The sequence below is a fragment of the Pseudomonas sp. DF5 genome (assembly GCF_058148225.1).
In genome coordinates this window covers 143321-169537 of the sequence record NZ_JBYVYM010000001.1, presented here as the reverse complement: position 1 = coordinate 169537, position 26217 = coordinate 143321, and the positions used below count along the sequence as shown (strand labels likewise).

At 60.2% G+C, this 26217-nt stretch carries 26 protein-coding genes; 13 read left to right on the top strand and 13 right to left on the bottom strand.

The features are described 5' to 3' along the window. Nucleotides 1–65 precede the first annotated feature (65 nt). The 3 genes from AC30D7_RS00810 to AC30D7_RS00800 all read left to right on the top strand — a co-directional run bounded on the left by AC30D7_RS00810 (nt 66) and on the right by AC30D7_RS00800 (nt 3265). Complete coding sequence (locus AC30D7_RS00810) at nt 66–614, top strand: cupin domain-containing protein (RefSeq protein WP_018927504.1); 549 nt, start codon at nt 66–68, stop codon at nt 612–614. A 170-nt stretch (nt 615–784) separates the two neighbouring features. Next, nucleotides 785–1213, top strand: a complete 429-nt coding sequence (locus AC30D7_RS00805) for a c-type cytochrome (protein WP_081625748.1) — start codon at nt 785–787, stop codon at nt 1211–1213. A gap of 129 nt (nt 1214–1342) precedes the next feature. Next, complete coding sequence (locus tag AC30D7_RS00800) at nt 1343–3265, top strand: acetyl-CoA hydrolase/transferase C-terminal domain-containing protein (protein ID WP_490132678.1); 1923 nt, start codon at nt 1343–1345, stop codon at nt 3263–3265. Between the two features lie 158 nt (nt 3266–3423). Here the strand turns inward: AC30D7_RS00800 and AC30D7_RS00795 are convergent, their stop codons facing one another. Continuing rightward, nucleotides 3424–3996, bottom strand: a complete 573-nt coding sequence (locus AC30D7_RS00795) for a xanthine phosphoribosyltransferase (protein WP_018927509.1) — start codon at nt 3994–3996, stop codon at nt 3424–3426. Nucleotides 3997–4053: 57 nt separating this feature from the next. Then, the gene (gene rep, locus AC30D7_RS00790) at nt 4054–6063 is read right to left on the bottom strand and encodes a DNA helicase Rep (protein ID WP_018927510.1); all 2010 of its coding nucleotides are present in this window, start codon (nt 6061–6063) and stop codon (nt 4054–4056) included. Between the two features lie 262 nt (nt 6064–6325). On the opposite strand from rep, the gene AC30D7_RS00785 reads away from it, so the two are divergent. After that, nucleotides 6326–7990 (top strand): putative bifunctional diguanylate cyclase/phosphodiesterase, encoded by a 1665-nt coding sequence (locus tag AC30D7_RS00785; RefSeq protein WP_490132677.1) that lies wholly within the window; start codon nt 6326–6328, stop codon nt 7988–7990. Nucleotides 7991–8094: 104 nt separating this feature from the next. Here the strand turns inward: AC30D7_RS00785 and AC30D7_RS00780 are convergent, their stop codons facing one another. After that, entirely contained in the window at nt 8095–9492 is a 1398-nt protein-coding gene (locus AC30D7_RS00780) for a NorM family multidrug efflux MATE transporter (RefSeq protein WP_490132676.1), read from the bottom strand. 157 nt (nt 9493–9649) lie between these two features. On the opposite strand from AC30D7_RS00780, the gene AC30D7_RS00775 reads away from it, so the two are divergent. From AC30D7_RS00775 to AC30D7_RS00765, 3 genes are all read left to right on the top strand, one after another. Continuing rightward, the gene (locus AC30D7_RS00775; protein ID WP_019580487.1) at nt 9650–10570 is read left to right on the top strand and encodes a LysR substrate-binding domain-containing protein; all 921 of its coding nucleotides are present in this window, start codon (nt 9650–9652) and stop codon (nt 10568–10570) included. A gap of 185 nt (nt 10571–10755) precedes the next feature. After that, entirely contained in the window at nt 10756–12732 is a 1977-nt protein-coding gene (locus AC30D7_RS00770; RefSeq protein WP_490132675.1) for a methyl-accepting chemotaxis protein, read from the top strand. 182 nt (nt 12733–12914) lie between these two features. Continuing rightward, on the top strand, nt 12915–14129 hold the full coding sequence (locus AC30D7_RS00765; RefSeq protein ID WP_490132674.1) for an aldose 1-epimerase family protein: 1215 nt from the start codon (nt 12915–12917) through the stop codon (nt 14127–14129). 6 nt (nt 14130–14135) lie between these two features. On the opposite strand, the gene AC30D7_RS00760 is transcribed toward AC30D7_RS00765, so the two are convergent. Both AC30D7_RS00760 and AC30D7_RS00755 read right to left on the bottom strand, forming a co-directional pair. After that, on the bottom strand, nt 14136–15629 hold the full coding sequence (locus AC30D7_RS00760) for a YifB family Mg chelatase-like AAA ATPase (RefSeq protein ID WP_490132673.1): 1494 nt from the start codon (nt 15627–15629) through the stop codon (nt 14136–14138). Nucleotides 15630–15752: 123 nt separating this feature from the next. Next, nucleotides 15753–15938: a hypothetical protein gene (locus AC30D7_RS00755; RefSeq protein ID WP_490132672.1), complete on the bottom strand. Its 186-nt coding sequence runs from the start codon at nt 15936–15938 to the stop codon at nt 15753–15755. Between the two features lie 249 nt (nt 15939–16187). Between AC30D7_RS00755 and AC30D7_RS00750 the strand changes: the two genes are divergently transcribed. Next, entirely contained in the window at nt 16188–16406 is a 219-nt protein-coding gene (locus AC30D7_RS00750; RefSeq protein ID WP_490132671.1) for a type II toxin-antitoxin system RelE/ParE family toxin, read from the top strand. 68 nt (nt 16407–16474) lie between these two features. Then, nucleotides 16475–16780, top strand: a complete 306-nt coding sequence (locus AC30D7_RS00745) for a HigA family addiction module antitoxin (RefSeq protein WP_030129123.1) — start codon at nt 16475–16477, stop codon at nt 16778–16780. 51 nt (nt 16781–16831) lie between these two features. On the opposite strand, the gene AC30D7_RS00740 is transcribed toward AC30D7_RS00745, so the two are convergent. Together AC30D7_RS00740 and AC30D7_RS00735 are read right to left on the bottom strand one after the other, a co-directional pair. After that, nucleotides 16832–17353, bottom strand: a complete 522-nt coding sequence (locus AC30D7_RS00740) for a BRO-N domain-containing protein (RefSeq protein ID WP_490132670.1) — start codon at nt 17351–17353, stop codon at nt 16832–16834. A 458-nt stretch (nt 17354–17811) separates the two neighbouring features. Beyond that, complete coding sequence (locus AC30D7_RS00735) at nt 17812–18072, bottom strand: accessory factor UbiK family protein (RefSeq protein ID WP_008076132.1); 261 nt, start codon at nt 18070–18072, stop codon at nt 17812–17814. A 416-nt stretch (nt 18073–18488) separates the two neighbouring features. Here AC30D7_RS00735 and glnK point away from each other — a divergent pair, with 416 nt between their 5' ends. From glnK to sutA, 4 genes are all read left to right on the top strand, one after another. Then, nucleotides 18489–18827, top strand: coding sequence for a P-II family nitrogen regulator (gene glnK / locus AC30D7_RS00730; protein ID WP_002555808.1), 339 nt, complete (start codon nt 18489–18491; stop codon nt 18825–18827). 35 nt (nt 18828–18862) lie between these two features. After that, a complete protein-coding gene (locus AC30D7_RS00725) occupies nt 18863–20200 on the top strand; it encodes an ammonium transporter (protein ID WP_018927528.1) in 1338 nt (445 codons plus the stop codon). 213 nt (nt 20201–20413) lie between these two features. Then, nucleotides 20414–20839 carry a secondary thiamine-phosphate synthase enzyme YjbQ gene (locus AC30D7_RS00720; protein ID WP_253417638.1) on the top strand — a complete coding sequence of 142 codons (426 nt, stop codon included), beginning with the start codon at nt 20414–20416 and terminating at the stop codon, nt 20837–20839. 102 nt (nt 20840–20941) lie between these two features. Next, the gene (gene sutA / locus AC30D7_RS00715) at nt 20942–21265 is read left to right on the top strand and encodes a transcriptional regulator SutA (protein ID WP_490132669.1); all 324 of its coding nucleotides are present in this window, start codon (nt 20942–20944) and stop codon (nt 21263–21265) included. 200 nt (nt 21266–21465) lie between these two features. Here the strand turns inward: sutA and AC30D7_RS00710 are convergent, their stop codons facing one another. Genes AC30D7_RS00710 through lptM form a run of 6 tightly spaced genes read right to left on the bottom strand, consistent with a single transcriptional unit; the run spans nt 21466 to nt 26073 of the window. Further along, on the bottom strand, nt 21466–22170 hold the full coding sequence (locus tag AC30D7_RS00710; protein ID WP_490132668.1) for an HAD family hydrolase: 705 nt from the start codon (nt 22168–22170) through the stop codon (nt 21466–21468). Next, on the bottom strand, nt 22167–23066 hold the full coding sequence (xerC, locus tag AC30D7_RS00705; protein WP_490132667.1) for a tyrosine recombinase XerC: 900 nt from the start codon (nt 23064–23066) through the stop codon (nt 22167–22169). Before xerC ends, AC30D7_RS00710 begins: the two co-directional genes overlap by 4 nt. Nucleotides 23067–23068: 2 nt before the next feature. Then, nucleotides 23069–23794, bottom strand: a complete 726-nt coding sequence (locus AC30D7_RS00700) for a DUF484 family protein (RefSeq protein WP_007941280.1) — start codon at nt 23792–23794, stop codon at nt 23069–23071. A 13-nt stretch (nt 23795–23807) separates the two neighbouring features. After that, nucleotides 23808–24638 carry a diaminopimelate epimerase gene (dapF, locus tag AC30D7_RS00695; protein WP_490132666.1) on the bottom strand — a complete coding sequence of 277 codons (831 nt, stop codon included), beginning with the start codon at nt 24636–24638 and terminating at the stop codon, nt 23808–23810. 4 nt (nt 24639–24642) lie between these two features. Beyond that, a complete protein-coding gene (gene lysA, locus AC30D7_RS00690) occupies nt 24643–25890 on the bottom strand; it encodes a diaminopimelate decarboxylase (RefSeq protein WP_018927534.1) in 1248 nt (415 codons plus the stop codon). Between the two features lie 9 nt (nt 25891–25899). Next, complete coding sequence (gene lptM / locus AC30D7_RS00685; RefSeq protein ID WP_007941283.1) at nt 25900–26073, bottom strand: LPS translocon maturation chaperone LptM; 174 nt, start codon at nt 26071–26073, stop codon at nt 25900–25902. Between the last annotated feature and the right edge of the window lie 144 nt (nt 26074–26217).

The window sequence follows — 26217 nt, the reverse complement described above, 5'->3', positions numbered from 1 at the left end:
ACTGAACGCTGTCGCCATGATAACGCTCAATATTCTTGCAACCTGAATCCCTGGAGGCTCCAGCATTGGACGTCGGTGAACGACTGCAATCGATCCGTAAGCTCAAAGGTCTTTCCCAGCGTGAGCTCGCCAAACGCGCGGGTGTTACCAACAGCACCATTTCGATGATCGAGAAGAACAGCGTCAGCCCCTCGATCAGTTCGCTGAGGAAGGTACTGGGCGGGATTCCCATGTCCATGGTCGAGTTCTTTTCCGAAGAAATCCTGCAGGAAAAGCCGACTCAGATCGTCTACAAGGCCCACGAGCTGATCGATATTTCCGATGGCGCAGTGACCATGAAGCTCGTCGGCCGGGCTCACCCGAGCCGCGCGATCGCGTTCCTCAACGAAATCTACCCGCCAGGCGCCGACACCGGTGAGGAGATGCTCACCCACGAGGGCGAGGAAACCGGGATTCTGGTGGAAGGTCGACTGGAACTGGTGGTAGGGCTCGAAACATTTGTGCTCGAGGCCGGCGACAGCTACTACTTTGAAAGTACCAAGCCGCACCGTTTCCGGAATCCGTTCGATGCCCCGGCGCGACTAATCAGCGCAGCCACTCCAGCGAATTTCTAAGAGACACGGCGTCGTGCCCGGATTGCACAGACGCCCATGCTGTATTCCCGCCTTGTGATAAGACCCCTTCGACTTTGGGGTTGTTTCAGTGTGGCGGGCTTACCGCTATACTTGCGCCCGCCTGCGAACCGTGGCCGCAGGCGTGACTAGCCACCATTGAGGGTGTACGCGTGAACCTAATTATGAAAATGCTGGCCGCACCAGCAACCGTATTGGCCCTTTGGGCAGTCAGCGCACAAGCTGCGACCAACGACGATATCGCTAAACGTCTTGAACCAGTCGGCCAAGTCTGTGTGCAGGGTAAAGAATGCAAGGGGATGGAAGTCGCTGCTTCGGTTGGCGGCGGTGCATCGAAAACTCCCGACGAAATTATTGCCAAACACTGCAATGCTTGCCATGGCACCGGCCTGTTGGGCGCACCGAAGATCGGTGATGCCGCAGACTGGAAGAAACGTGCCGATAAAGAAGGCGGCACCGCTGCTGGCTTGGCGAAGGTAGCGTTGAGCGGGCTCAATGCGATGCCGCCAAAAGGCACCTGCAGTGACTGCGAACTGAAAGACCTTGAAGGCGCCATCCAGAAGATGTCTGGCCTGAAATAAGCCTGTCTTCAACGAAAAGCCGCCTACGAGCGGCTTTTTTGTGCCTGCGATTTGCCTGAGGCTATTCTTTGCAGCAAAGACCCGGCAAGCTCGGCCCAACCCAATTCATGGGGTGGGCGGGAGGATCAGATGGTGCAGTTGTGTTCTATCGAGCAGGCGGTCGATGATGTCCTGGCACGATTGCCGGCGCATATCCACATGGGCCTGCCGCTGGGGTTGGGCAAGCCCAACCACTTCGTCAACGCGCTGTATCAACGCATCGCGCAACTGCCCGAGCGGCAGCTGACGGTCTACACCGCCCTGTGCCTTGGACGCCCGCCCTTGGGCGATGGTTTACAAAAGCGTTTCCTCGAACCCTTCATCGACCGGGTGTTCGGCGATTACCCGGAACTGGATTTCCTCGCTGACCTGCATCGCGACAGCTTGCCGAACAACATCCACATTCATCAGTTCTTCATGCAGCCGGGCAGCCTGCTGAACAGCGCCCCGGCCCAGCAGGATTACGTCAGCAGCAATTACAGCCACGCCGCACGGGACATCAATGCCGCCGGTTTGAACCTGGTGGCGCAACTGGTCGCCAGCCACAGCGAACATCCCGATCGTCTGAGCCTGAGCTGCAACCCGGACATCACCCTCGACCTGTTGCCGATGATCGCCAAACGCCGGGCGGCGGGAGAGACGATCCTGATGGTGGGCCAGGTGCACAACGATTTGCCGTACATGCCCGGCGATGCGGAAGTCGGCATCGACACCTTCGACCTGCTGATCGACGCCAAGGACAACACCACGTTGTTCTCCACGCCGAACATGCCGGTGGGTTGCCAGGATCATTTCATCGGGCTGCACGCCAGCACACTGGTGCGCGATGGCGGCACCTTGCAGATCGGCATCGGCGCCATGGGCGATGCCCTGACGGCGGCGTTGCTGGCGCGGCAAGCGGACAATGACGGTTACAAGGCGTTGCTGGCGGATCTGAATCTCAGCCAGTGGGCGCCGCTGATCGAGCGCGAAGGGGGCATCGAACCGTTCGCCAAGGGCCTTTACGGATGCAGTGAAATGTTCGTCAACGGCTTGCTGGTGCTGGCGGATGCCGGGATCGTGCGACGCAAGGTCTACCCGGACGTGCCGACCCAGCGGCAGGCCAATGCTGGGATGCTGGACGAGGCGGCGCAACCTGACGGCATCTCGGTGCATGGCGGGTTTTTTCTCGGCCCGCGCAGTTACTACGAGCGCTTGCGCGAGTTGCCGCAGAGCAAACGGCTCGAATTCAACATGACCCGCATCAGCTACATCAATGAGCTCTACGGCCAGGAAGAACTCAAACGCTTGCAGCGCCTTGATGCGCGCTTCATCAACACTGTGTTCACCATGACCCTGCTCGGCGCAGGCGTGGCCGATCAACTTGAAGACGGGCGGGTGCTGAGCGGCGTTGGCGGGCAATACAACTTCGTCGCTCAAGGCCATGCACTGGAAGGCGCGCGTTCGATCCTGCTTCTGCGCAGTTGGCGTGAGTCGGGCGGCGAGGTCAGTTCGAACATCGTCTGGGAATACGGCCATTGCACGATCCCACGGCATCTGCGGGACATCGTCGTCACTGAGTACGGCATCGCCGATCTGCGGGGCAAGACCGACGCGGCGGTGATCGAGGCGTTGCTGCACATCAGCGACTCACGCTTCCAGCCGGGGCTGATCGAACAGGCGCAGAACGCTGGCAAATTGCCGAAGCATTTCCGCCTAGATCCGCGTTTCGCCGACAACAGCCCGCAGCGTTTACAGGCCATTCGGGCACGGCATTCGAATCTGTTTCCGGAATATCCGTTGGGCTGCGATTTCACGACGCAGGAGCGGGATTTATTGCGGGCGCTGAACTGGTTGAAGAGCAAGTTCAAGCTCACGGAGATTCTGGAATTGGGCAGGGCGGCGCTGGATGCGCCGGAGCCGGCGGAGTTTCCCGAGCATCTGGAGCGCATGCAGCTGACGAAACCCGAAGGATTGAAAGAGGATTTGTTTCAGCGGTTGTTGCTCACTGGCCTCAAAGCCACCGCGCATTAATAGCCGCCACAAAAAACCAGTGGAGGCGGCGGTGCGACGATTCGACTTGCCCGCGATGGCGGTAGAACAGCCAACATCAATGTTGAATGTTAAGACCTCATCGCGGGCAAGTCGAATCGTCGCACCGCCGCCCCCACAGGTTCGGTGATGCAGCTGGTTTATTCGATAAAGGTTACGACGCCATCCTTCAGCGACTGAACGCGAGCCAACGATTCCACGCGATAACCCTGGGCATCCAGTTCCGCACGGCCACCCTGGAACGACTTCTCGATCACGATGCCCAGACCGGCCACGGTCGCGCCGGCCTGTTTGATGATCGAGATCAGCGCTTGCGAAGCCTTACCGTTGGCCAGGAAGTCGTCGATGATCAGCACGCGGTCGCTGCTGGTCAGGTGACGCGGGGAGATCGCCACAGTGCTTTCGGTCTGCTTGGTGAACGAGTAGACCGTCGCCGACAGCAGGTTTTCAGTCAGGGTCAGGGACTGATGCTTGCGCGCGAAAATCACCGGTACGCCGAGGTTCAGGCCGGTCATGATCGCCGGGGCGATACCCGAGGCTTCGATGGTGACGATCTTGGTGATGCCCGAATCCTTGAACAGCGAGGCGAATTCGTCGCCGATCAGCTTCATCAGGGCCGGGTCGATCTGGTGGTTCAGAAAGGCGTCGACTTTCAGGACCTGGTCGGAAAGCACGATGCCTTCTTCGCGAATTTTCTTGTGCAGTGCTTCCATGAAGCTGTCCTCTGTTGGCGTCTGTTGCGCCGAAGGTCTAAATAAATGTGGTCAATTCTAGCGCTTTAGCATTGCGCGTATATCTGCCAATGCGCTGTTGCCACGAACGGCTTTGACTTCGGTCGGGGTGTCGTCGTTGCCTTCCCAGGCCAGGTCGTCCGGCGGCAGTTCATCGAGGAAGCGGCTGGGCGCGCAGTCGATGATCTCGCCATATTGCTTGCGCTTGGCGGCGAAGGTGAAAGCCAGCGTCTGACGCGCTCGGGTAATCCCGACGTAGGCCAGACGGCGTTCCTCTTCGATAGTGTCGGCTTCGATGCTGGAGCGGTGCGGGAGGATTTCCTCTTCCATGCCCATGATGAACACGTAAGGGAATTCCAGGCCCTTGGAGGCGTGCAAGGTCATCATCTGCACACCTTCGGCACCGTCTTCCTCTTCCTGCTGACGCTCCAGCATGTCGCGCAGGACGAGTTTGCCGATGGCGTCTTCGACGGTCATCTCGCCGTCTTCGTCTTTTTCCAGCGTGTTCTTCAGCGCCTCGATCAGGAACCAGACGTTACCCATGCGGTAATCGGCGGCCTTGTCGCTGGAGCTGTTGGTGCGCAGCCAGTTCTCGTAGTCGATGTCCATGACCATGCTGCGCAGGGCGGAGATCGGGTCTTCGCCGGCGCACTGCTCGCGGACCTTGTCCATGAAACGCTTGAAGCGCGACAGGCGATCGGTGAAGCGGCTGTCCAGGTGTTCGCCCAGGCCGATTTCGTCGGTGGCGGCGTACATCGAGATTTTGCGCTCGGTGGCGTAGTTGCCCAGCTTTTCCAGCGTGGTCGAACCGATCTCCCGGCGTGGGACGTTGATCACCCGCAGAAAGGCGTTGTCGTCGTCCGGGTTCACGATCAGGCGGAAGTAGGCCATCAGGTCCTTCACTTCCTGACGTCCGAAAAAGCTGTTGCCGCCGGACAGTCGGTAAGGCACCTGGTGATGCTGCAGCTTCAGCTCGATCAGCTTGGCCTGGTAGTTGCCGCGATACAGAATCGCGAAATCGCTGTAGGGCCGGTCGGTGCGCAAGTGCAGGCTGAGGATTTCCACGGCCACGCGCTCGGCTTCGGCGTCTTCGTTGCGGCAGCGGATCACGCGGATCTCGTCGCCGTGACCCATTTCACTCCACAGCTGCTTTTCGAATTCGTGCGGGTTGTTCGAAATCAGCACGTTGGCGCAGCGCAGGATGCGGCTGGTGGAGCGGTAGTTCTGCTCCAGCATCACCACTTTCAGGGACGGGTAATCGTCCTTGAGCAGCATCAGGTTTTCCGGGCGGGCGCCGCGCCAGGCGTAGATCGACTGGTCGTCATCGCCTACCACGGTGAACTGGTTGCGTTTGCCGATCAGCAGTTTCACCAGCAAATACTGGCTGGCGTTGGTGTCCTGGTATTCGTCCACCAACAGGTAGCGGACCTTGTTCTGCCATTTTTCCAGGATGTCGTCGTGTTCCTGGAACAGTTTTACCGGCAGCAGGATCAGGTCGTCGAAGTCCACCGCGTTGAACGCCTTGAGCGTGCGCTGGTAGTGGGTGTAGACGATGGCGGCGGTCTGTTCCTTGGGGTTGCGTGCGTTTTCCAGGGCTTCGGGCGGCAGGATCAGGTCGTTTTTCCAGGCGCCGATCATGTTCTTGATCTCGTCGACGCCATCGTCGCCCGAGTATTCCTTCTGCATGATGTCGGTCATCAGGGCTTTGACGTCGGTCTCGTCGAAGATCGAGAAGCCCGGTTTGTAGCCCAGCCGCACGTGTTCCTTGCGGATGATGTTCAGGCCCAGGTTGTGGAAGGTGCAGACCGTCAGGCCACGGCCTTCGCCGCCCTTGAGCAGCGTTCCGACCCGTTCCTTCATCTCCCGCGCGGCCTTGTTGGTAAAGGTCATGGCGACGATGTACTGGGCACGGATGCCGCAGCTCTGGATCAGGTGCGCAATTTTGCGCGTGATCACGCTGGTCTTGCCGGAGCCTGCGCCGGCGAGCACCAAAAGAGGGCCGCCGACGTAGCTCACGGCTTCTTGCTGCCGGGGATTGAGTCGGGACATACGAAATCAGGGAGTCATCAGCGAAATGGGCCGGCATTTTAACAGGCTCAGCGAATTGTGCTGCTCTCTCCGACTTGTGACGCAACACGCGATCTCTATTTGCCGGTTTTGATACTTTCACGCAGGATGCGCAGTGAATTCGCGTCTAATGTACGTATTCAAGACTCGAAGTCGTGATTGATAACCGATGTCATTTGGTCATTGGTTACCCGAGCGGCATAATGCCCGCCGCCTACATCTTTGCAGAGTCTAGGGAGCTAGCTTGTCTACGCCTGTCGAACCCTTGCGTTTGCTGCTACTGGCCGAAGAGCCAGCATGGGCGGCGTTGTTGCGCGAGTGTCTGGCTCCGATGGGGAGCTCAGCGGTGCTGCTTAGCGCGCCGAGCTGGGAGTCGGTCAGCAACCTGTTCGATGACAACCGCAGCGCGGTGTTGTTGACGATTCCTGCTCTGCAGCCGGCCCCCGGCCGTTGCAGCCTGCCGACGGTGTTGCTGCTCGAACACGAGCCGCTGGCGCCGCCCGATGGCGTGAGCGACTGGTTGGTGCGCAATCTGCTGGATCCCGGCATGTTGCGCCGCTGCCTGCGCCATGTGCGTGAGCGCGGCGTACTGGAAAACACCTTGCAGCGCCTGGCCGAACAGGATCCGCTGACCGGCATCGCCAACCGTCAGGGTTTTCAGACCTTGCTGGCGGCGCGTCTGGCGGACAACGATGGCCGCGGCCTGGCCCTCGGTCACCTCGACCTCGACAATTTTCGACACGCCAACGACGCCCTCGGCCATCAGGCTGGCGATCGGTTGATCCTGCAGGTGGTCTCGCGGCTGAAAAGCCAGCTGGAGGCCGGCGATCAACTGGCGCGGCTGGGCAGCGATGAATTCGCCCTGCTGATCGACACCCGTCGCGCTCCTCAGCGCGCCGAATGGATGGCCGAACGGATTACCGAAGCCTTGTCCGAACCCTACTGGATCGACGGCGAAAGCCTGTTGATCGGTTCCAGCCTCGGCATTGCTCACGCCCGGGCGCAGGCCGGCGCCGACCCGCTGATGTGGCACGCGCACATCGCCATGCAGCAGGCCAAGAGCACTCAGGGCTGCACCTTTCACATCTTCAACGAACGGATCAATCGCAATGCCCGCAGCATCGCCGACCTTGAAAGCGAGCTGCGCCGGGCCTTACGCCGCGATGAGCTGGAGTTGCATTACCAGCCGCGCCTGAACCTCGAGGACGGCCAGATCGTCGGCCTCGAAGCCTTGGTGCGCTGGCGTCATGGCGAGCGTGGCTTGCTGGCCCCCAGCGAATTCGTGCCGCTGGCCGAGCAGAGCGGCTTGATCGTACCGCTGGGTTACTGGGTGATTTCCCGGGCCTTGCGGGACATGCAGGCGTTGCGCGAGCGGGGGCTGCCGGCGCTGCACATGGCGATCAACCTGTCGTTCCGGCAGTTTCAGGACAGCCAGTTACTGTCGACATTGAGCCGGCTGATTGCCGAGCGTGGCGTCGAGGCGCAATGGCTGGAGTTCGAACTGACCGAAACGGCAGTGATGCGTCGCAGCGATCTGGTCAAGCAGACCATGGACGCCCTGGGACGCCTCGGCGTGCGCTTCTCGCTGGACGATTTCGGCACCGGGTTCTCTTCGTTCGTGCACCTCAACAGCCTGCCGATCGCCTTGCTGAAGGTCGACAAGAGCTTTGTCGGCGGCATGGAAGAGCGGGAAGAGAATCGCAAACTGGTGCATGCCATGATCAACCTGGCGCACAACCTCAACCTCGAAGTGGTTGCCGAAGGGGTGGAAACACCGGAGCAGCTGGATTTGTTGCGCGGGTTTGGTTGCGATCAGGTGCAGGGGTATCTGATCAGCAAGCCATTGCCGTTGGCGGAATTGGTTGAGTATTTGACCTTCGGCTCCAGCCAGCAGGCTGTGCTGGCTTAACAACGTACCGTAGGAGCGAGGCTTGCCCGCGAAGGCGGAGTGTCAGTCGATATTGTTGTTAACTGACACTCCGCCTTCGCGGGCACGCCTCGCTCCTACAGGGTTTAGTCAGGCTGGGTGATTTGGAAGCTCGGCTGTGACGATGGCTCGCGCCGAATCATTCGAGTCATCTTCCACTCAAACGCCAGCGTCAGGCTCACCGCCGCACACGCCAGCCCCAGGGCCAATCCCCACCAAACGCCCGTCGGCCCCCAGTTCAGATGGAAGGCCATCCACCAGGCGGCCGGCGCACCAATCAGCCAATAGCAGCCCAAACCCACCAGGAACGTGGTCTTGGCATCCTTGAGTCCGCGGATGCAGCCCATGGCAATGGTTTGCGTGCCGTCGAACAGCTCGAACCACGCCGCCACCGCCAACAAGCTCACGGCCAGTTCGATGACCGGGCGAAACGCCGGGTCGTTGTGGTCGAGGAACAAGCCGATCAACTGATTCGGCAGCAGCCAGAAGACCATCGCAAACCCCAGCATCGACACCGCCCCGAAGGCGATCCCGACCCGTCCGGCCAGCCGCGCATCCATCAATTGCCCGGCGCCGTAATGCTGGCCGATGCGCATGGTGATCGCGTAGGAAAGCCCCGCCGGAACCATGAACGCCACCGAGACGATCTGCAGGGCGATCTGGTGCGCTGCCAATTGCGTACTGCCCATGGTGCCCATGCACAGCGCGGCGAAGGCAAACAGGCCGACTTCCACCGCATAGGTGCCGCCAATCGGCAGGCCCAGGCGCCACAGTTCTTTCAAATACTGACGATTGGGTCGCGACAGACCCTGGCGCAACGGATAAGCGTCATAGGCCGGGTGCCGACGAATGTGCAGTGCGAGCGCCAGCGCCATGAGGTTGGCGACGATCGCCGTGACCAGGCCGATGCCCATCAGGCCCAATTTCGGCAGGCCGAACATGCCGGTGATCAAGGCATAGTTGAGCAGGAAGTTGGCCACGGTGCCGCCTAGGCTGATGACCATCACCGGCGTCGCCCGGCCGATGGCGCTGGTGAAGCCGCGCAGTGCCATGAAACTCAGGTAGCCGGGCAGGGCGAACGGCAGAATCAGCAGAAACTGGCCGGCCGCCTGGACGTTGGTTGCGGTCTGGCCGAACAACAGCAACACCGGTTTGAGGTTCCACAGCAGCAGACCCGCCACCAGCGCCATCAACCAGGCCAGCCACAAACCGGCCTGGGTCAGCCTTGCCGCGCCAATGATGTCGCCCGCGCCCTGACGGATCGCCACCAGGGTGCCGACCGCCGCGATCACGCCGATGCAGAAGATCGACACGAACGAATACGTCGCCGCGCCCAGACCGCCGCCGGCCAGCGCCTCGGGACTCAGGCGCGCCATCATCAAGGTGTCGGTGAGGACCATCAACATGTGCGCCAACTGCGAGGCAATCAACGGCCCCGCCAGCCGCAGGATGGCCCAGAGTTCAATACGCGCTGGATGCTGCATGATCATCACGCTCGATTGTCAAAGAGAACAGGAAGCGTCGATTCTCGGCGCTCTGCGGGGTTTCCACAAAGGGATAAAAAGGATGGGTGGCATGATTAAAACTCATGCTTGGGACTTTCTGATAAGTTGAGGCAACCGCGCTATAGGAGCTTTCCGAATGTCTCGTCGTCTTCCTCCCTTGTATGCCCTTCGAGCATTCGAAGCGGCGGCGCGGCATAGCTCGTTCACCCGCGCCGCCGAAGAATTATCGATCACGCAAAGTGCGGTCAGCCGGCACATTCGTACGCTCGAAGAGCATTTCGCCTGTCGGCTGTTTCATCGCAGCGGGCGCAACCTGCAACTGACCGAGTCAGCGCGGCTGATCCTGCCGGGCATTCGCGAAGGCTTCACCGCCCTTGAGCGGGCCTGCAACACCTTGCGCGCCGAAGACGACATCCTGCGCATGAAAGCCCCGTCGACCCTGACCATGCGTTGGCTGTTGGCGCGGCTCAGTCGCTTTCGGCATTTGCGCCCGGGGAACGAGGTGCAATTGACCAGCGCCTGGATGGACGTCGATACGGTGGACTTCAACCACGAACCCTTCGACTGCGCCGTCATCCTCAGCAACGGGCATTTTCCACCGGACTGGGAGACGACTTTGCTGTTCCCCGAAGAGTTGATTCCGGTGGGCGCGCCGAATCTGCTGAAGGATCAACCGTGGGACGTTGCGCGCCTGGCCAGCACCGAACTGCTGCACCCGACGCCGGACCGCCGTGACTGGCGCAACTGGCTGGAGCGCATGGGCCTGAGCGATCAGGTCTCGCTCAAGGGCGGGCAGGTGTTCGACACCCTGGAACTGGGCATGATCGCTGCCGCCCGTGGCTACGGCGTGTCCATGGGTGATTTGCTGATGGTGGCGGAGGATGTCGCCCAAGGACGCCTGAGTTTGCCGTGGCCGACGGCCGTCGCCAGTGGTGAGAATTATTACCTGGTGTGGCCGAAAACCCGCCCGGGAGGTGAACGTTTGCGCCGGCTCAGCGATTTCCTGCAAGGCGAAGTCCGGGCTATGGAATTACCGGATGTCGAGCGCCTGGGCTGAATCGATGGAGCCGCTGCAATGGCGGCCTTGAGCCATATCCCCGTTAATCACTCAAGTATTCGGCTTTGCCGCCGAAAATCTGCTGATGGAACCTTCGTGCCAGGCTCCACGTTTTCCCCACTATCAGAAATTTAGCCGAGTGCGACGGGATCAGGATGATCCGGCCCACTGGGTCAGGAGCTGTCATGTCTCAACCTCGTGCTCGGATTGCCTCACAGCTGGGTCTTGCGCTTGCCGTGATACTGGCGATTGTCATCAGCGGCAGCACCGTGTTTGCCCTGCGCTCGCTGGACGCCGCCAACCTCGCCACCCGCGAAGAGCACCTGGCCAGCGAGGCGCGGCTGCTGGCCGATCAGCTGAGCACGTTCCACGGCACGTTGCGTGAAAGTACCCAGCGCCTGAGCGGCCTGTTCGAGAAGCGCTTCAGCGCCGGTCTGAGCGTGCACCCGGATGAGCCGGTGACCGTGGCGGGTGTGCAGACTCCGGGCCTGCACCTGGGTGGCGAAGTGTTGAACAACAACTTCAAGGAAGTGGATGAGTTCAAGCAAATGACTGCCGGCGTTGCGACGCTGTTCGTGCGCAGTGGCGAAGACTTCATTCGGGTCAGCACGTCCCTGAGCAAACAGGACGGCACCCGGGCCATCGGCACATTGCTGGATCACGCTCACCCGGCTTATGCGCGCTTGATGGCCGGCCAGAGCTACGTCGGTCGTGCTTTGCTCTTTGAACGGTCCTACATGACTCAGTACACCCCCGTACGCGACAGCGGCGGTAAGGTGATTGCCGTGCTGTTCGTAGGTTTCGATTACACCGACGCCCAGAACGCCCAGTTCGAAAACCTCAAGCGCTTCCGCATCGGCCAGACTGGCTCCCTGGCGCTGCTCGATGAGCAGAACAAATGGCTGGTGCCGATCGCCGGTGCGCAAGCATTGGACGTAGCTGTCCCGGCCATCGTCGGTCTGGCCAAGACACCGGGCAAGGGCGATTTCTGGAGCGACAAGTCGCAAGACTTCTACAGCATTGCCGTGCCGTTCGAAGGCGGCCCATGGTCGGTGGTGGCGAGCATGCCGAAAGCGGAAATCCGCGCGGTGACCTGGAGCGTCGGCATTCGCCTGGCCATCGGCAGTCTGCTGGCGATGTTGCTGGCGGTGGGTTCGGCGGTCTGGTTGTTGCGCAGCAAACTGGCGCCGCTGGGGGATCTGGTGCGTCAGGCCGAAGCCTTGGGTGCCGGTGATTTGAGCGTGCGCCTGAATGTGTCGAGCAACGACGAAATCGGTCAGTTGGCCCGCGCTTTCAACCAGATGAGCCAGGCTTTGTCGACCATGGTCGAGCACATTCGTAGAGCCTCGGAAGAGGTCAACAGCCGCGCCCAGGCGTTGTCTGGCTTGTCCGGTGGTGCCTATGAAGGGATGGAGCAGCAGTCCGGCGAGATCACCAGCATGGCCGGCGCCGTGGAAGAGTTCAGCGCCACCTCGTTGAACATTGCCGACAACATGGGCAACACCCAGCGCCTGGCGCAGGAAAACGCACAGCAAACTCAGATCGGTCGTACGTCGATGGACGAAGCGTCCTCGTCCCTGGAACAAATCGCTGGTGCGCTGAACAGCACCGCGACGGTGATCAACACCTTGGGTCAGCGTTCCCAGGAAATCGGCGGCATTGTCGGGGTGATCACTGCGATCGCCGAGCAAACCAATTTGCTGGCGCTCAACGCCGCCATTGAAGCCGCCCGTGCCGGTGAACAAGGTCGTGGGTTTGCGGTGGTTGCCGATGAGGTGCGCAACCTGGCCTCACGTACTCGCCAGGCCACTGATGAAATTTCCGGGATGATCCAAAGTATCCAGCAGGAAACCGGCAACGCGATCAGCACCATGGAGCAGGGTAACGTGCTGATGCAGGAAGGCTTGTCGCGCAACGCCAACGTCGCCTCAGCCCTGGCGCGGATCGATGAGCAAAGCCGCTCTGCCGGTCAGCAGTTCGCCGCCATCACCACCGCGACCCATGAACAAAGCAGCACCGCGACCTTGCTCAGCAGCAACCTGCAAAGCATCGCCCTGGCGAACAGTGAGCAGCGGGAAGTGGTGTCGAACCTGGCGGTGACTGCCAAAGAGCTGGAGAAGCTCGCGGCGGACTTGCGGCGTGAGGTTGACCGGTTTCGTTGAGGCGCTGCCCAAATCGCCATCGCGAGTAGGCTCGCGATGGCATCAACTCGATTCTGCGCGTTATCCACAAGCCCCGTATCGACGATCATTTGGCATTTGCCGTCGTGATCTCGATTTTTATGCTTGCTGAAACGTTTCTTCAAGTTTATAAAAATGGCACAACTCCAATAAAGGCTGCTGCCATGACCCCGCTCAAACTCTTCGTTGCCCTCAGCGCACTGTCCGCTGCTTCCCACGCCATGGCCTGGGATTACGTCCTGCTCGATACCGACAAAGCCGCCCAGAACTGGCAGATCACCAGCCAGCAACTCGGGGTAAAAACCGCCAAACCCTTCTCCGTAACCCTGCGCACCTTGCACGGCGGTCGGCAGGAGGGTGTCAGCATCGTCGACATCGATAACGGCACGATGAAACTCTCGGTGGTGCCGACTCGCGGCATGAACGTGCTGCAAGCTTCGGTCGGCAATGTGCGCATGGGCTGGGATTCGCCGGTCAAGGAAGTGGTCAACCCGTCCTTCATCGAACTCAACGGCCGCGGTGGCCTGGGCTGGCTGGAAGGTTTCAATGAACTGGTCACCCGCTGCGGCTACGAATGGGTCGGCCATCCCGGCATGGACAATGGCGAGCTGCTGACCCTGCACGGTCGCGCCGCCAACATCCCGGCCAACAAAGTCACCCTGCACATTGATGAAAAACCGCCATACGCCATCAGTCTGCGCGGTGAACTGAAAGAGCAGGCATTCAAGAAAGTCGACTTCTCCGTCGCGACCGAACTGGTCACCGACCCCGGCAGCGTTGTGTTCGCCCTCAACGACACTCTGACCAACAACGGTGATTATCCGAAGGAATACCAAGCGCTGTATCACAGCAACTTCAGCACCCCGTTCCTGGAACAGGGCGCCCGCTTCGCCGCGCCGGTGAAGCAGGTGTCGCCGTTCAACGACAAAGCCAAGGGCGATTTGCCGGACTGGCAAACCTACCGCGCACCGACCAAGGACTACGACGAAACGGTTTACAACGTGGTGCCGTATGCCGATGCCAAGGGCGATACGTTGACCGTGCTGCATAACAAGGCCGGCAGCCTGGGTGTCTCGGTCGGCTTCAACACTCAAACACTGCCGGTGTTCTCCCTGTGGAAAAACACCGATACCCAGGGCCAGGGCTATGTTACGGGGCTGGAGCCGGGAACGAGCTTTTCCTATAACCGCCGGTATCAGCGGCCACTGAACCTGGTGCCGACAATTGCGCCGAAGGAACAGAAGCAGTTCCGTATCAGCTACAGCTTGTTGGCGGATAAGGCGGCTGTGGATAAGGCGTTGAAACGGGTGAGCGAGATTCAGGGCGGGCGCGAGACTGAAGTGCGGCAGACGCCGTTGGTTGATCTGACCAAGGGGTGATACGGACTAGAGCGTTGTTGGCCGATATTGCAGCGCTTCGGCCAGGTGTTCGCGTCTGATCCCGTCAGCCTGCTCAAGGTCCGCCAGCGTGCGCGCGACCTTGAGCAGTCGATGGGCCGCTCGCAACGACAGCGTTAAACGCTCGCAGGCGGATTCCAGCCAGTTTTCATCGGCTGTGGATAACTTACAGTGCCGGCGTAGGCCTGGCAGGTCGAGGAAGGCATTGGCGCAACCCTGGCGTTTGTGTTGCCGCTCTCTTGCATCAGCAACCAACTCGGCGGCGGTGGCTGTATCGTCGCCGGGTTTCAACGCAGGATTCAACGCCGTGGCCTCCCGAGCAACCGTCAGGTGCAGATCGATGCGGTCCAGCAGCGGCCCCGACAGCTTGTTGCGATAGCGCTGCACCATGTCCGGCGTACAGGAACAACGGCCGCTTGGCTCGCCAAGATATCCACAGGGGCAGGGATTCATCGCAGCCACCAATTGAAAGCGCGCCGGAAAGCGTATGCGGTCCTTGGCGCGGGAAATCACGATGTGGCCGGATTCCAATGGCTCTCTCAACACCTCCAATACCTTGCGATCAAACTCTGGAAGCTCATCGAGGAACAACACGCCATGGTGGGCGAGGGTGATTTCGCCGGGTTGCGGTTTCGAGCCGCCACCCACCAGTGCCGGGCCTGAGGCGGAGTGGTGTGGCTGTCGGAAGGGACGCTGTGGCCAATGACTCAACGGCACACAACTGGCGACCGATTGAATCGCCGCGACTTCCAGTGCTTCGCTCTCGGCCAATGGCGGTAACAACCCCGGCAGACGACTCGCCAACAACGTTTTCCCCGTCCCCGGCGGACCGCTGAACAGCAGGTTATGAGCCCCCGCCGCTGCAATCAGCAAGGCTCGCTTGGCCGCCAGTTGTCCCTGAACTTCATTCAAGTCGGGGTAGGGTTTGCTGGCGTAGAGCAAACCGTTGGAAGCGTAGGGTTCGATGGGCGTGTGGCCATTGAAATGCGCGACCGCTTCCAGCAAATGATCCACCGCAATCACCTTCAACCCCGACGCCAGGCACGCCTCTTCGGCATTCGCTCGCGGCACCACCAGCGTGCGCCCGGCCTTGCGCGCTGCCAGCGCCGCCGGCAATACCCCCCGAACCGCCCGCACCGCGCCCGACAGCGCCAGCTCTCCCAGGCACTCCACGTCATCCAGCGTCAACGTCGGCACCTGCACGCTGGCCGACAGAATCCCCAAGGCAATCGCCAGATCGAACCGCCCGCCGTCCTTCGGCAAATCGGCGGGAGCGAGATTCAAGGTGATCCGCCGCGCAGGGAATTGCAGTCCCGAATTGATGATCGCGCTACGCACCCGGTCCTTGCTTTCCTTCACCGCCGCCTCGGGCAGCCCGACCATGGTCAGCGATGGCAAGCCGTTGGCCAGATGCACTTCGACGGTGACGGCGGGCGCATCCACGCCGACTTGGGCGCGGCTGTGGACGATGGATAGGGACATGGTCGTTCCTTGAGCTGACGGGGAACCGCTTCCTGCGGGTTTTTGAAGGGTAGACGGGGAGTGAGGGTTTAGCGTGGCGGCTAGGGAAGGAAACTTTCGCAGGATGTTGCGAGTTTTGGTGAGCTAATCCGGGAGCTTCGTCAGGCTCGTGCCTGCAAGCCAGCCATTCGGTTCAAGTTCTTTGCCCTGAGCAGCGGCGACATCAAAAAAGCGGCGTTGATTGGCCGATACGCTCCCGGCTAACCGGAGTGCCTCAGCATGATATTTAGTGGCGAGTAACAGTTTGGCTTTTTGTTTTTTAGATTTCATAGCGACCTTTTCGATTTGTAGATTGGTTTTTTTGGGTCAGTCAGCTTAAGAGGTGGACACGGTTTTGATGCAATGGGAATTGGCGCTTGTTTTTGTAGGATTCGGCTGGATTTCGAAAGCCTTCTGAAGGGCTCAGGTAGTCCTTTTCCTAAAGTTTTGAGAGGGGGACCAAGAATCGCAACACCGCGTTTGCATTAGTGAATTCAGGTTATACACTCAAGATTAATGCATAACGTTAAGCTTTAAATTATGATCGTTGGCTTTAAGTGTTCTGAGACCGAGTACCTGTTTCGCAACGGAAAGACCCGTATGTGGTCAGCCATTCTGAGTGTCGTGGAACGAAAGCTGACGATGCTTGATGCTGCTGCGGTGCTGATGGACCTTCGATCACCACCAGGCAATCGATTGGAGGCGCTGGAAGGAGATCGAAAAGGTCAGCACAGCATCCGCATCAACGCTCAATGGTGAATTTGCTTTGTTTGGGGTCTTAACGGACCAGAGAATGTCGAAATCGTCGATTATCACTGAGGTGAGTAATGACTAAGAATGGTATGCGCCCGGTTCACCCTGGCGAGATCCTCAAAGAGGAATACCTGGAGCCTCTGAGCCTTACGGCTGCAGCCTTGGCCAGAGCGTTGAGCGTTTCGACGCCTACGGTGAACGACATCGTACTTCAGCGTCGAGGTGTCAGTGCCGATATGGCTCTAAGGCTATCTATCTGCCTGGACACGACTCCCGAGTTTTGGCTGAACCTGCAATCGACATACGATTTGCGAAAAGCCGAGATCGAACGAGGGGCTGCGATCCGGGATCAGGTTGAGCGGCTCCCGCACTGCGCCTGAACCTCTGTTCCTGAACGAACCCCACGCGATAAACGTGGGGTTTTTTGTCGTTCAGAATGCCTGGAGTATTTGTGACGCACGCTTCCACCACGGAGCATTGACCATACTTCGCGGTCGCTCCTCATTCGGCAGCAGTTGCGGAACATCCTGCAACCGAATCCACGGCTGGTTATTCCAGTGCAGCAAACTCAACGACATCTGCGGCCAATTGAGCAGGCTCAGAATCGGGCGTTCGGTTGAGGTGGGTTGTTGGGCGTCTCTGAGGGCTGGTACTACGTCGTGGGTCAGCCATTCGCGCAGGCCTCGGTATTCGGGGCAGTAGTGGTAGACCAGTAATGCGTAGACGCCGGATTCGCTGATCAGCAGTGTGTTTTCTACAGTGCCGTGGATGAGCATTTGCAGATTCTGGTGTTGGTCGGGATCGAGTTTGCGTAGCGCTCGTTCGTCGAGGAAGAGGCGGAGCAATCGGCCGAGGTCGCGGGCGCTGAACCAGGCTTGGTTTTCGAGGAGGAGGGCGTGGAGGTGGAGTTTGTGGCGGGTGAAGATGTGGGGGATTAGATAGTTTTCGTCCATGGTGCAGTTCTCGGGATCAAATGAAGAAAACTGCCTCTGATCGTCGCCAAACGAAAAAGGTGGCAGCCATGCGCGGGTTGGCGAACCGGTGACGCCCGAAAACCGGCAGACCCGAAGGTCTCCCACGCATAGCCGCCATAATTCGAGATGGGAACAAATTCCTCGGTCGAATGTGGTCGCGGTGCGTCGGGGTCTTCCGGGTCGCCAAACCCAGAGCTGAACATTCAGCTGGGGATGAGCATAGAAACTGGAGGCCTTACGACGCAATCGGACGGCGGTGGTGTTCTTTGTAGGACGTTGCCGGGATGTTTGCGAGGCTAAGGATCAAAAGATCGCAGCCTTCGACAGCTCCTACAAAGGTGGTCTGTCCAGTATGGGAGGGCTGGTAGACCGAGGCGCCCTCATTCGCGAGCAAGCCCGCTCCCACAGGGAATGCATTTCACAGAAGAGTCAGTACGTTACTCGGCAGGTGGATTGAGCTTCGCTTCCAGCTCCGCCACTTTCGCCTCCAAGCTCTCCAACCGGGCGCGGGTCCGCGCCAGCACAACCATCTGGCTGTCGAATTCTTCACGGCTCACCAAGTCCAGCTTGCTGAAGCCGCTCTGCAGCAGGGCCTTGAACTGGCTTTCGATTTCGCTTTTCGGCAGTGGGGTGTCGCCGCTGAAGAGGCGGGAAGCGGTGCCGCTAAGGGCGTCGAGGAAGTCTTTGGGCGCGAGCATGGGAAATGTCCTGTCAACAATGGCGGGCAGTGTACCACGCAGTGTCTATAGTCAATCTCGGCGGCTGGGATGCACGCTTTTCGCGCATGCGAGTGGACGGCCGCGCACTGTTGTTGTGCGTAACCGTTGCGCCAATCGACTGGAAGGGCTTGTGGCAGCGGCCAAGGGCTTGAAATCAATGGGTTTTGGATAGATGGCAAGCTTTCTGCTTAGTCGCTGGTGACCCATGCACTGATGCAGTCGCTGTGACGAATGCAGTGCGCCAAGCGGAACGGGGGAAGTTTCGTGCGGAGTGGTTAGCTGGCGTCGGACGGGCAGGTAAAGCCGACGATGCGTTACAAAGCCAGGCACTGCGCTTAGACTTGAGTCGGGTTTGTTTTCCTGGGGCAAGTCCACCAATTCGGGAGAGAGTTTTCATGAAGCTAGTCACTGCCATCATCAAGCCGTTCAAACTGGACGACGTGCGCGAGTCGCTGTCCGAGATCGGCGTGCAGGGCATTACCGTTACTGAAGTCAAAGGCTTCGGTCGGCAGAAGGGTCACACCGAGCTGTATCGCGGCGCGGAGTACGTGGTCGATTTTCTGCCTAAGGTGAAGATCGATGTCGCCATTGACGACAAGGATCTGGACCGGGTTATCGAGGCGATAACCAAGGCCGCCAACACCGGCAAGATCGGTGACGGCAAGATCTTCGTGGTCAATCTGGAACAGGCGATTCGCATCCGTACCGGCGAAACCGATACCGACGCAATCTAAGCCGCCACAAACCCAACGCCCCAGGAGAAAACAAAATGACTCTGCGTAAATTCGCAGGGCTAGGAGCCCTGTTGTCCATCGTAATGCCTGGCTTGGCCATGGCGGCAGATCCGGTGGCTCCTCCAGTCCTAAACTCCGGCGACACCGCCTGGATGATGACCTCGACAGCCCTGGTGCTGTTCATGACCATTCCCGGCCTCGCGCTGTTCTACGGCGGCATGGTTCGTTCCAAAAACGTTCTTTCGTTGATGATGCAATGCTTCGCCATTACCGGCCTGGTCACCATCCTGTGGTTCCTTTACGGCTACAGCATGGCGTTTGACACAACGGGTATGGAAGCCAACGTCGTCAACCTCAATTCGTTCGTCGGCAGCTTCGCCAAGGCGTTCCTCGCCGGCATCACGCCTGCCAGTATTACCGGCCCCGCGGCGCTGTTCCCCGAGGCGGTATTTGTCACCTATCAGATGACCTTCGCCATCATCACCCCTGCGTTGATCGTCGGTGCTTTCGCCGAGCGGATGAAGTTCTCCGCAATGCTGGTGTTCATGGGGATCTGGTTCACCCTGGTTTACGCGCCAATTGCGCACATGGTCTGGAGCGGTCCGGGTTCGCTGTTGGGCGACTGGGGCGTGCTCGACTTCGCAGGCGGCACCGTGGTGCACATCAACGCCGGTGTAGCCGGGCTGATTGCCTGTCTGGTACTGGGCAAGCGTAAAGGCTTCCCAACCACCCCAATGGCGCCGCACAACCTTGGTTACACCTTGATGGGTGCTGCGATGTTGTGGGTCGGCTGGTTCGGTTTCAACGCCGGTTCCGCTGCGGCCGCCAACGGCACTGCCGGCATGGCCATGCTGGTGACTCAGATCGCCACCGCCGCCGCAGCCCTGGGCTGGATGTTCGCCGAGTGGCTGACCCACGGCAAACCTAGCGCATTGGGTATCGCTTCGGGTGTGGTGGCCGGTCTGGTTGCGATCACTCCGGCGGCGGGTACCGTTGGCCCGATGGGCTCGATGATCATCGGTCTGGCGGCAGGCGTGGTGTGCTTCTTCTGTGCCACGACTCTGAAACGCAAAATGGGTTACGACGACTCCCTCGACGCCTTCGGCGTGCACGGTATCGGCGGTATCCTCGGCGCGATCCTGACGGGTGTGTTCGCGGCACCGTCCCTGGGTGGCTTCGGCACCGTTACCGACATCGCGGCTCAAGTCTGGATTCAGTGCAAAGGCGTGGGCTTCACGGTGATCTACACCGCGATCGTCACCTTCATCATCCTCAAGGTTCTGGACGCTGTCATGGGGCTGCGTATCACCGAGGAAGAAGAAGCAGTCGGTATCGATCTGGCGCTGCACAACGAACGGGGCTACAACTTGTAAGCACGCCCGTAAAAAATTGCCCGGCTTGCCGGGCATTTTTTTGTCTGGGATTTGTCAGTGAAGGAAAGGCTGAAAGGTTTTTTCATACACGTTCAGGGACGTTTATAACGGGTGTTTTTCTACGGCCAATGGCTTACACGATTGAAGGAATATTAGGGTCTTTGTTTTTTCCCAGAGCGCGCTAGAATGCGCCCCGAACGTGCGGAGAACTGTATGTGGCAACAGACTCTGATAACCCTGCGGGCACGGCCTCGGGGCTTTCATCTGGTAACGGATGAGTTACTCGCCGGCTTGCCTGAACTCAAGGCGTGTCGGGTCGGTCTGTTGCATTTGTGGCTGCAGCATACCTCGGCGTCGTTGACCATCAACGAGAACGCCGATCCGGCGGTACGTCGCGACTTCGAACGATTTTTCAATCGTCTGATCCCACAAGGAGCGGACGACTATGAGCATAACGACGAAGGCCAGGACGACCTCCCGGCGCACTTCAAGGCCAGCGTGCTTGGCTGTCAGCTCAGTTTGCCGATCTCGGCAGGCCGACTGGCGTTGGGAACCTGGCAAGGCGTTTATCTGGGCGAGCACCGTGATCATGGCGGTGCCCGTAAAGTCCTCGCCACCGTACACGGTGAAGGGGCATAAGCCGTTGGTCAGCAACGGCAGTTGAATTTTTTCCGGCGGCCTTCGACAGATGGCGAAGCTGGGCTATAACTAATCTGCTTTTCGCAAGTCATGAGGTAGAACATGAGCGACGATGATCTGGAAAACGACGACCTCGAAGTAGGCGACGAAGACGAGGCCGAAGAAGGCCTGGAAGCAGCAGCGGAAGACGTTGCTGACGATGACGGTGCTGATGCGCCCGTTCCCACTGCCAAAGGCAAGGCCAAGGCAGCGGTATCGGTCGATGAGCTGCCGAGCGTCGAAGCCAAGAACAAGGAACGCGATGCCCTGGCCAAGGCCATGGAAGAGTTTCTGGCACGGGGCGGCAAGGTGCAGGAAGTGGAGGCCAATGTGGTCGCCGATCCTCCCAAGAAGCCTGATAACAAGTACGGCAGCCGGCCTATCTAAGCGCCTGCTTCCTGCTTGCTGAAAAAGCCCGCCGTCGCTGCGGGCTTTTTCATGGGAGGTGTCAAAAGTCTCGAACCCGGTGTGATCCAGTGTGGGAGCGGCTTGCTCGCGAAGAGTCCATCACATCCAGCATTGATGTTGGCTGACATACCGCTTTCGCGAGCAAGCCCGCTCCCACAGGATGTGTGTTCTACATAGGGTCAGTGTTGGGTGTTCCATTGCGCCAGCAGCGCAGGCAACTCGGTCAAACTGCGAATCTCGGCATCCGGCGCCCTCTCGGCTTCCCACACTTTGCCCGCCGGGTTAAACCAGATCGCCCGCAACCCCGCCTGCTGTGCTCCGGCAATGTCATCGCCAGGATGATCGCCGATATGCACCGCGGTTTCGGCGGTCGCGCCGCCACGTTGCAACGCTTCATGAAACAGTCGCGCATCCGGTTTGGCGATGCCGATGTCTTCGGCGCACAGGGCAAACCTGAAGTAGTCCGCCAGGCCCAGTCGGCGCACATCGGCGTTGCCGTTGGTCACTACACCGAGGGCGTAGTGCTTGGCGAGTGTCTCCAGCGTCGGCTCGACTTCGGGGAATACTTCCAATTGATGCCGGGCATGCAGAAACACTTCAAAACTTTGATCAGCCAGGTCTGAGGCTTGACCATGGTCGTAACCAGCCTCTTCCAGAGCATGAAAAAGCACCCGCCGACGCAGCGCACTGATTCGGTGCTTGAGGTTCGGCTCGTTGCTCAACACCCGCTCGCGAATCGACCACAAATGCTCCACCGGCACCGCGCCCAGGTTCGGCGCATGCTCGGTCAGCCATTCACGCAATATGGCTTCGGCGCTGGCGATTACCGGGGCGGTGTCCCACAGGGTGTCGTCGAGGTCGAAGGTGATCAGTTGGATGGTCATGAATCATCGCCTTTAATGCGTTTGGCCCGTGGATGGGCGCTGTCGTAGACGGTCGCCAGGTGCTGGAAGTCCAGATGGGTGTAGATCTGGGTGGTCTTGATATCCGAGTGGCCGAGCAGTTCCTGCACGGCGCGTAAGTCCTGAGAGGACTCCAGCAAATGGCTGGCGAAAGAGTGTCGCAACATGTGCGGGTGCAGGTTCTGCCCCAGTTCGCGCTCGCCGGCGGCCTTGACCCGCACCTGAATCGCCCGGGGGCCAAGGCGCCGGCCTTGCTGACTGACAAACACCGCGTCGTCCGCCGGGTTGGCCATGGCCCGCAACGGCAACCATAACTCCAATGCTTCGCGAGCCTTTTTGCCGACCGGCAACAGCCGGGTCTTGCTGCCTTTACCGAGGACCTGAACCATGCCGTCAGCCAGGTCCAGCTGATCGAGGTTGAGCCCGGTCAGCTCCGAAAGCCGCAAGCCGGAGGAATAGAACAACTCCAGTATCGCCTGATCCCGACGGGCCAGGAAATCATCCTCTACCGCGCCTTCCAGCAGTTGCAGCGCACGGTCGGTGTCGAGGGTTTTCGGCAGACGACGCTCGCCTTTGGGCGGTGCCAGGCCATTGGCCGGGTCGTGGTCGCACAGGCCTTCGCGGTTCAGATAATGATAGAGCCCGCGCACCGCCGACAGTAGCCGCGCCAGGCTGCGGGACGATTGGCCTTGTGCATGCAAGCGAGCGATCAGGCTGCGCAGCCGCTGGATGTCCAGCGTGGCCCAGCTGCCGATGTTCTGTTTGACGCACCAGCCGAGCACTTTGTCGAGGTCGCGGCGGTAGGCGTACAGCGTATGCGGCGACACTTGCCGCTCACTGCGCAGGTGTTCGCAGTAAGCGTCCAGTTGCCGTTCCACGATCAGCGTACCGAGCGCAGGGAGTTGTTGACCCGTGGCAGTACGCGACCCATGACTTCGGCGATGTAGCTGAGGAACAATGTGCCCACCGAACTCTTGTAGTGCTGCGGATCGCGGCTGGCGATGGCCAGAACACCGTGGATGCCCTGGTGGCTGATGGCGACGACGGCGGTGGAGCCGATCTGCTTGCGCTGTTCTTCGCCGAACAGGAAGTCCAGTTCATGCTCACGCAGGCTGCCGCAGACGCTCTTGTCTTCCGAGAGCAGGCCGCCGATGGCCGTTTGTGCGTCGGCGTGGGTGACCCAGCGGCCTACCGGCATCGGGTTGTCGCCCAGCAGGATCAGGCTGACGAAGGGCACCTGGAAATCCTGGCGCAGGCTGTCTTCGACGCCGATCACCACGTCTTCCAGGCTGGTTGCGTCCATCAACGTGAGAATCAGGCGGCGGGTCTTGTCGAACAGGCGATCGTTGTCCCGGGCGACGTCCATCAAGTGCGAGAGGCGATGACGCAACTCGATGTTGCGGTCGCGCAGAATCGTCATCTGGCGTTCGACCAGCGAAATGGTGTCGCCGCGCTGGTGCGGAATGCGCAGGGCCGGGAGCAGTTCTTCATGCTCGATGAAGAAATCCGGATGAGCCTCCAGGTACGCGGCAATCGCCGCCGCCTCAAGGCTTTCGGAAGGGGATTCGTCGGGCTGTAGGGCGGGAACCTGGGGCTTGTCGGTCATGGATTTCGCTCACTCAAAGACGCACTTGTCCTTCGTATACGCGTACTGCCGGGCCGGTCATCATGACCGGTTGGCCAGGGCCTGCCCATTCAATGGACAGGCGCCCGCCAGGCAGGTCGATCAATAGCGGCGAATCCATCCACCCCTGGCTGATCGCGGCCACTGCGGCTGCACAGGCGCCGGTGCCGCAGGCCTGGGTTTCCCCGGCTCCGCGTTCCCAGACGCGCAACTGCGCGCGGTTCCGGTCGATGACCTGGAGAAAACCGACATTGACCCGCGCCGGAAAGCGCGGGTGATGTTCGATTTTCGGCCCCAGTTCATGCACCGGTGCTTTGTTGATGTCGCTAACCCGCAACACGGCATGGGGGTTGCCCATGGACACCGCAGCCAGTTCGACCAGGGTGCCGTCGACGTCGACCTGATAGCTCAAGGCCTGGCTTGGGGCTTCGAACGGAATCTCGGCCGGCACCAGGCGCGGGGCGCCCATGTTGACGCTGATCTGGCCATCGTTGCGGATGTCCAGTTCGATGATGCCGCTTTTGGTCTCGACGCGAATCTGCCGCTTGGCGGTCAGGCGCTTGTCGAGCACGAAGCGGGCGAAGCAGCGTGCACCGTTACCGCACTGTTCCACTTCGGAGCCGTCGGCGTTGAAGATCCGATAGCGGAAATCCACGTCCGGGTTGCTGGGCGCCTCGACGATCAGCAACTGGTCGAACCCGATGCCGGTGTGCCGATCGCCCCATTGCTTGGCATGCTTGGGCAGGATGTGCGCGTGCTGGCTGACCAGGTCGAGAACCATGAAGTCGTTGCCCAGGCCGTGCATCTTGGTAAAACGCAGCAGCATGGGTTTACTCCGGCAGCAGGCTTTCGCCAGCAAACAACTCGGCTACCGTCTCGCGGCGACGCACTTCGATTGCCTGATCACCGTCCACCAACACTTCAGCGGCGCGGCCGCGGGTGTTGTAGTTGGAACTCATGACAAACCCGTAGGCACCGGCCGAATGCACGGCCAGCAGGTCGCCTTCTTCCAGCGCCAGTTGACGATCCTTGGCCAGGAAGTCGCCGGTTTCGCAGATCGGGCCGACGATGTCGTAGGCACGCGCCGCGGTATCACGAGGGCGCACGGCGGTAACGTCCATCCAGGCCTGGTACAGCGCCGGGCGGATCAGATCGTTCATGGCCGCATCGACGATGGCGAAATCTTTGTGTTCGGTGTGCTTGAGATACTCGACCTGAGTCAGCAGCACGCCGGCGTTGGCGACGATGAAGCGGCCTGGCTCAAACACCAACGCCAGGTCACGACCGTCGAGACGTTCGCGCACAGCCTTGATGTAGTCGGCGGCCAATGGCGGCTCTTCATCGCGATAACGCACGCCCAGACCGCCACCGAGATCGATGTGGCGCAGGTAGATGCCGCAATCGCCGAGGCGGTCGACCAGGCCCAGCAGGCGGTCGAGGGCATCGATGAAGGGCGGCAGGGTAGTCAGTTGCGAGCCGATGTGGCAATCGACGCCGACCACTTCCAGGTTAGGCAGTTGCGCAGCGCGCACGTACACGTCTTCAGCGTCGGCGATGGCAATGCCGAACTTGTTTTCTTTGAGGCCGGTGGAAATGTACGGGTGCGTGCCGGCATCGACGTCCGGGTTGACGCGCAGCGAGATCGGCGCGCGAACGCCCAGCTCGGCGGCGACTACTTGCAGACGCTCGAGCTCGTCGGTGGATTCGACGTTGAAGCAGTGCACGCCGACTTCCAGGGCGCGACGCATGTCGTCACGGGTCTTGCCGACACCGGAGAACACGATCTTTTCGGGGCTGCCGCCAGCGGCCAGTACACGCTCCAGCTCGCCACGGGAAACGATGTCGAAACCGGCACCCAAACGGGCCAGGACATTCAGTACACCCAGGTTGGAGTTGGCCTTGACCGCAAAGCAGACCAGGTGCGACGTGCCGGCCAGCGCATCGGCGTAAGCCAGGTACTGGGCTTCGATGTGGGCACGGGAGTAGACGTAGGTCGGTGTACCAAAGCGTTCGGCGATGGCGGACAGGGCAACACCTTCCGCGAACAGCTCACCGTCACGGTAGTTAAAAGCGTCCATGGCGTTCCCTTATTGGTAGACGTCGTGTTTGTGTGCTTTCGACGGAGACTGTTGCGATGACTTGGCCTGCTCTGCAGGATCCTGGCTGTCATCGGGCAGGTACAGCGGGCCTTTTTGACCACAGGCCGATACCAGGCAGGCAACCGCGACGAGCGCAGCAAGGGAAGAGATCAGGCGCTTCATGGCGAAATCCTTGAAAATGCGTTAATTGCGCCGGAGTATACCGGCCACCCGGCAGCTTGCCTATGTGACGCGGCTCCCGTCCGGCGGGCCTTTGACTGTGGCGCAGCAACTTGTCCTGCGTTGCGCAGGGATATTTCGTACCGC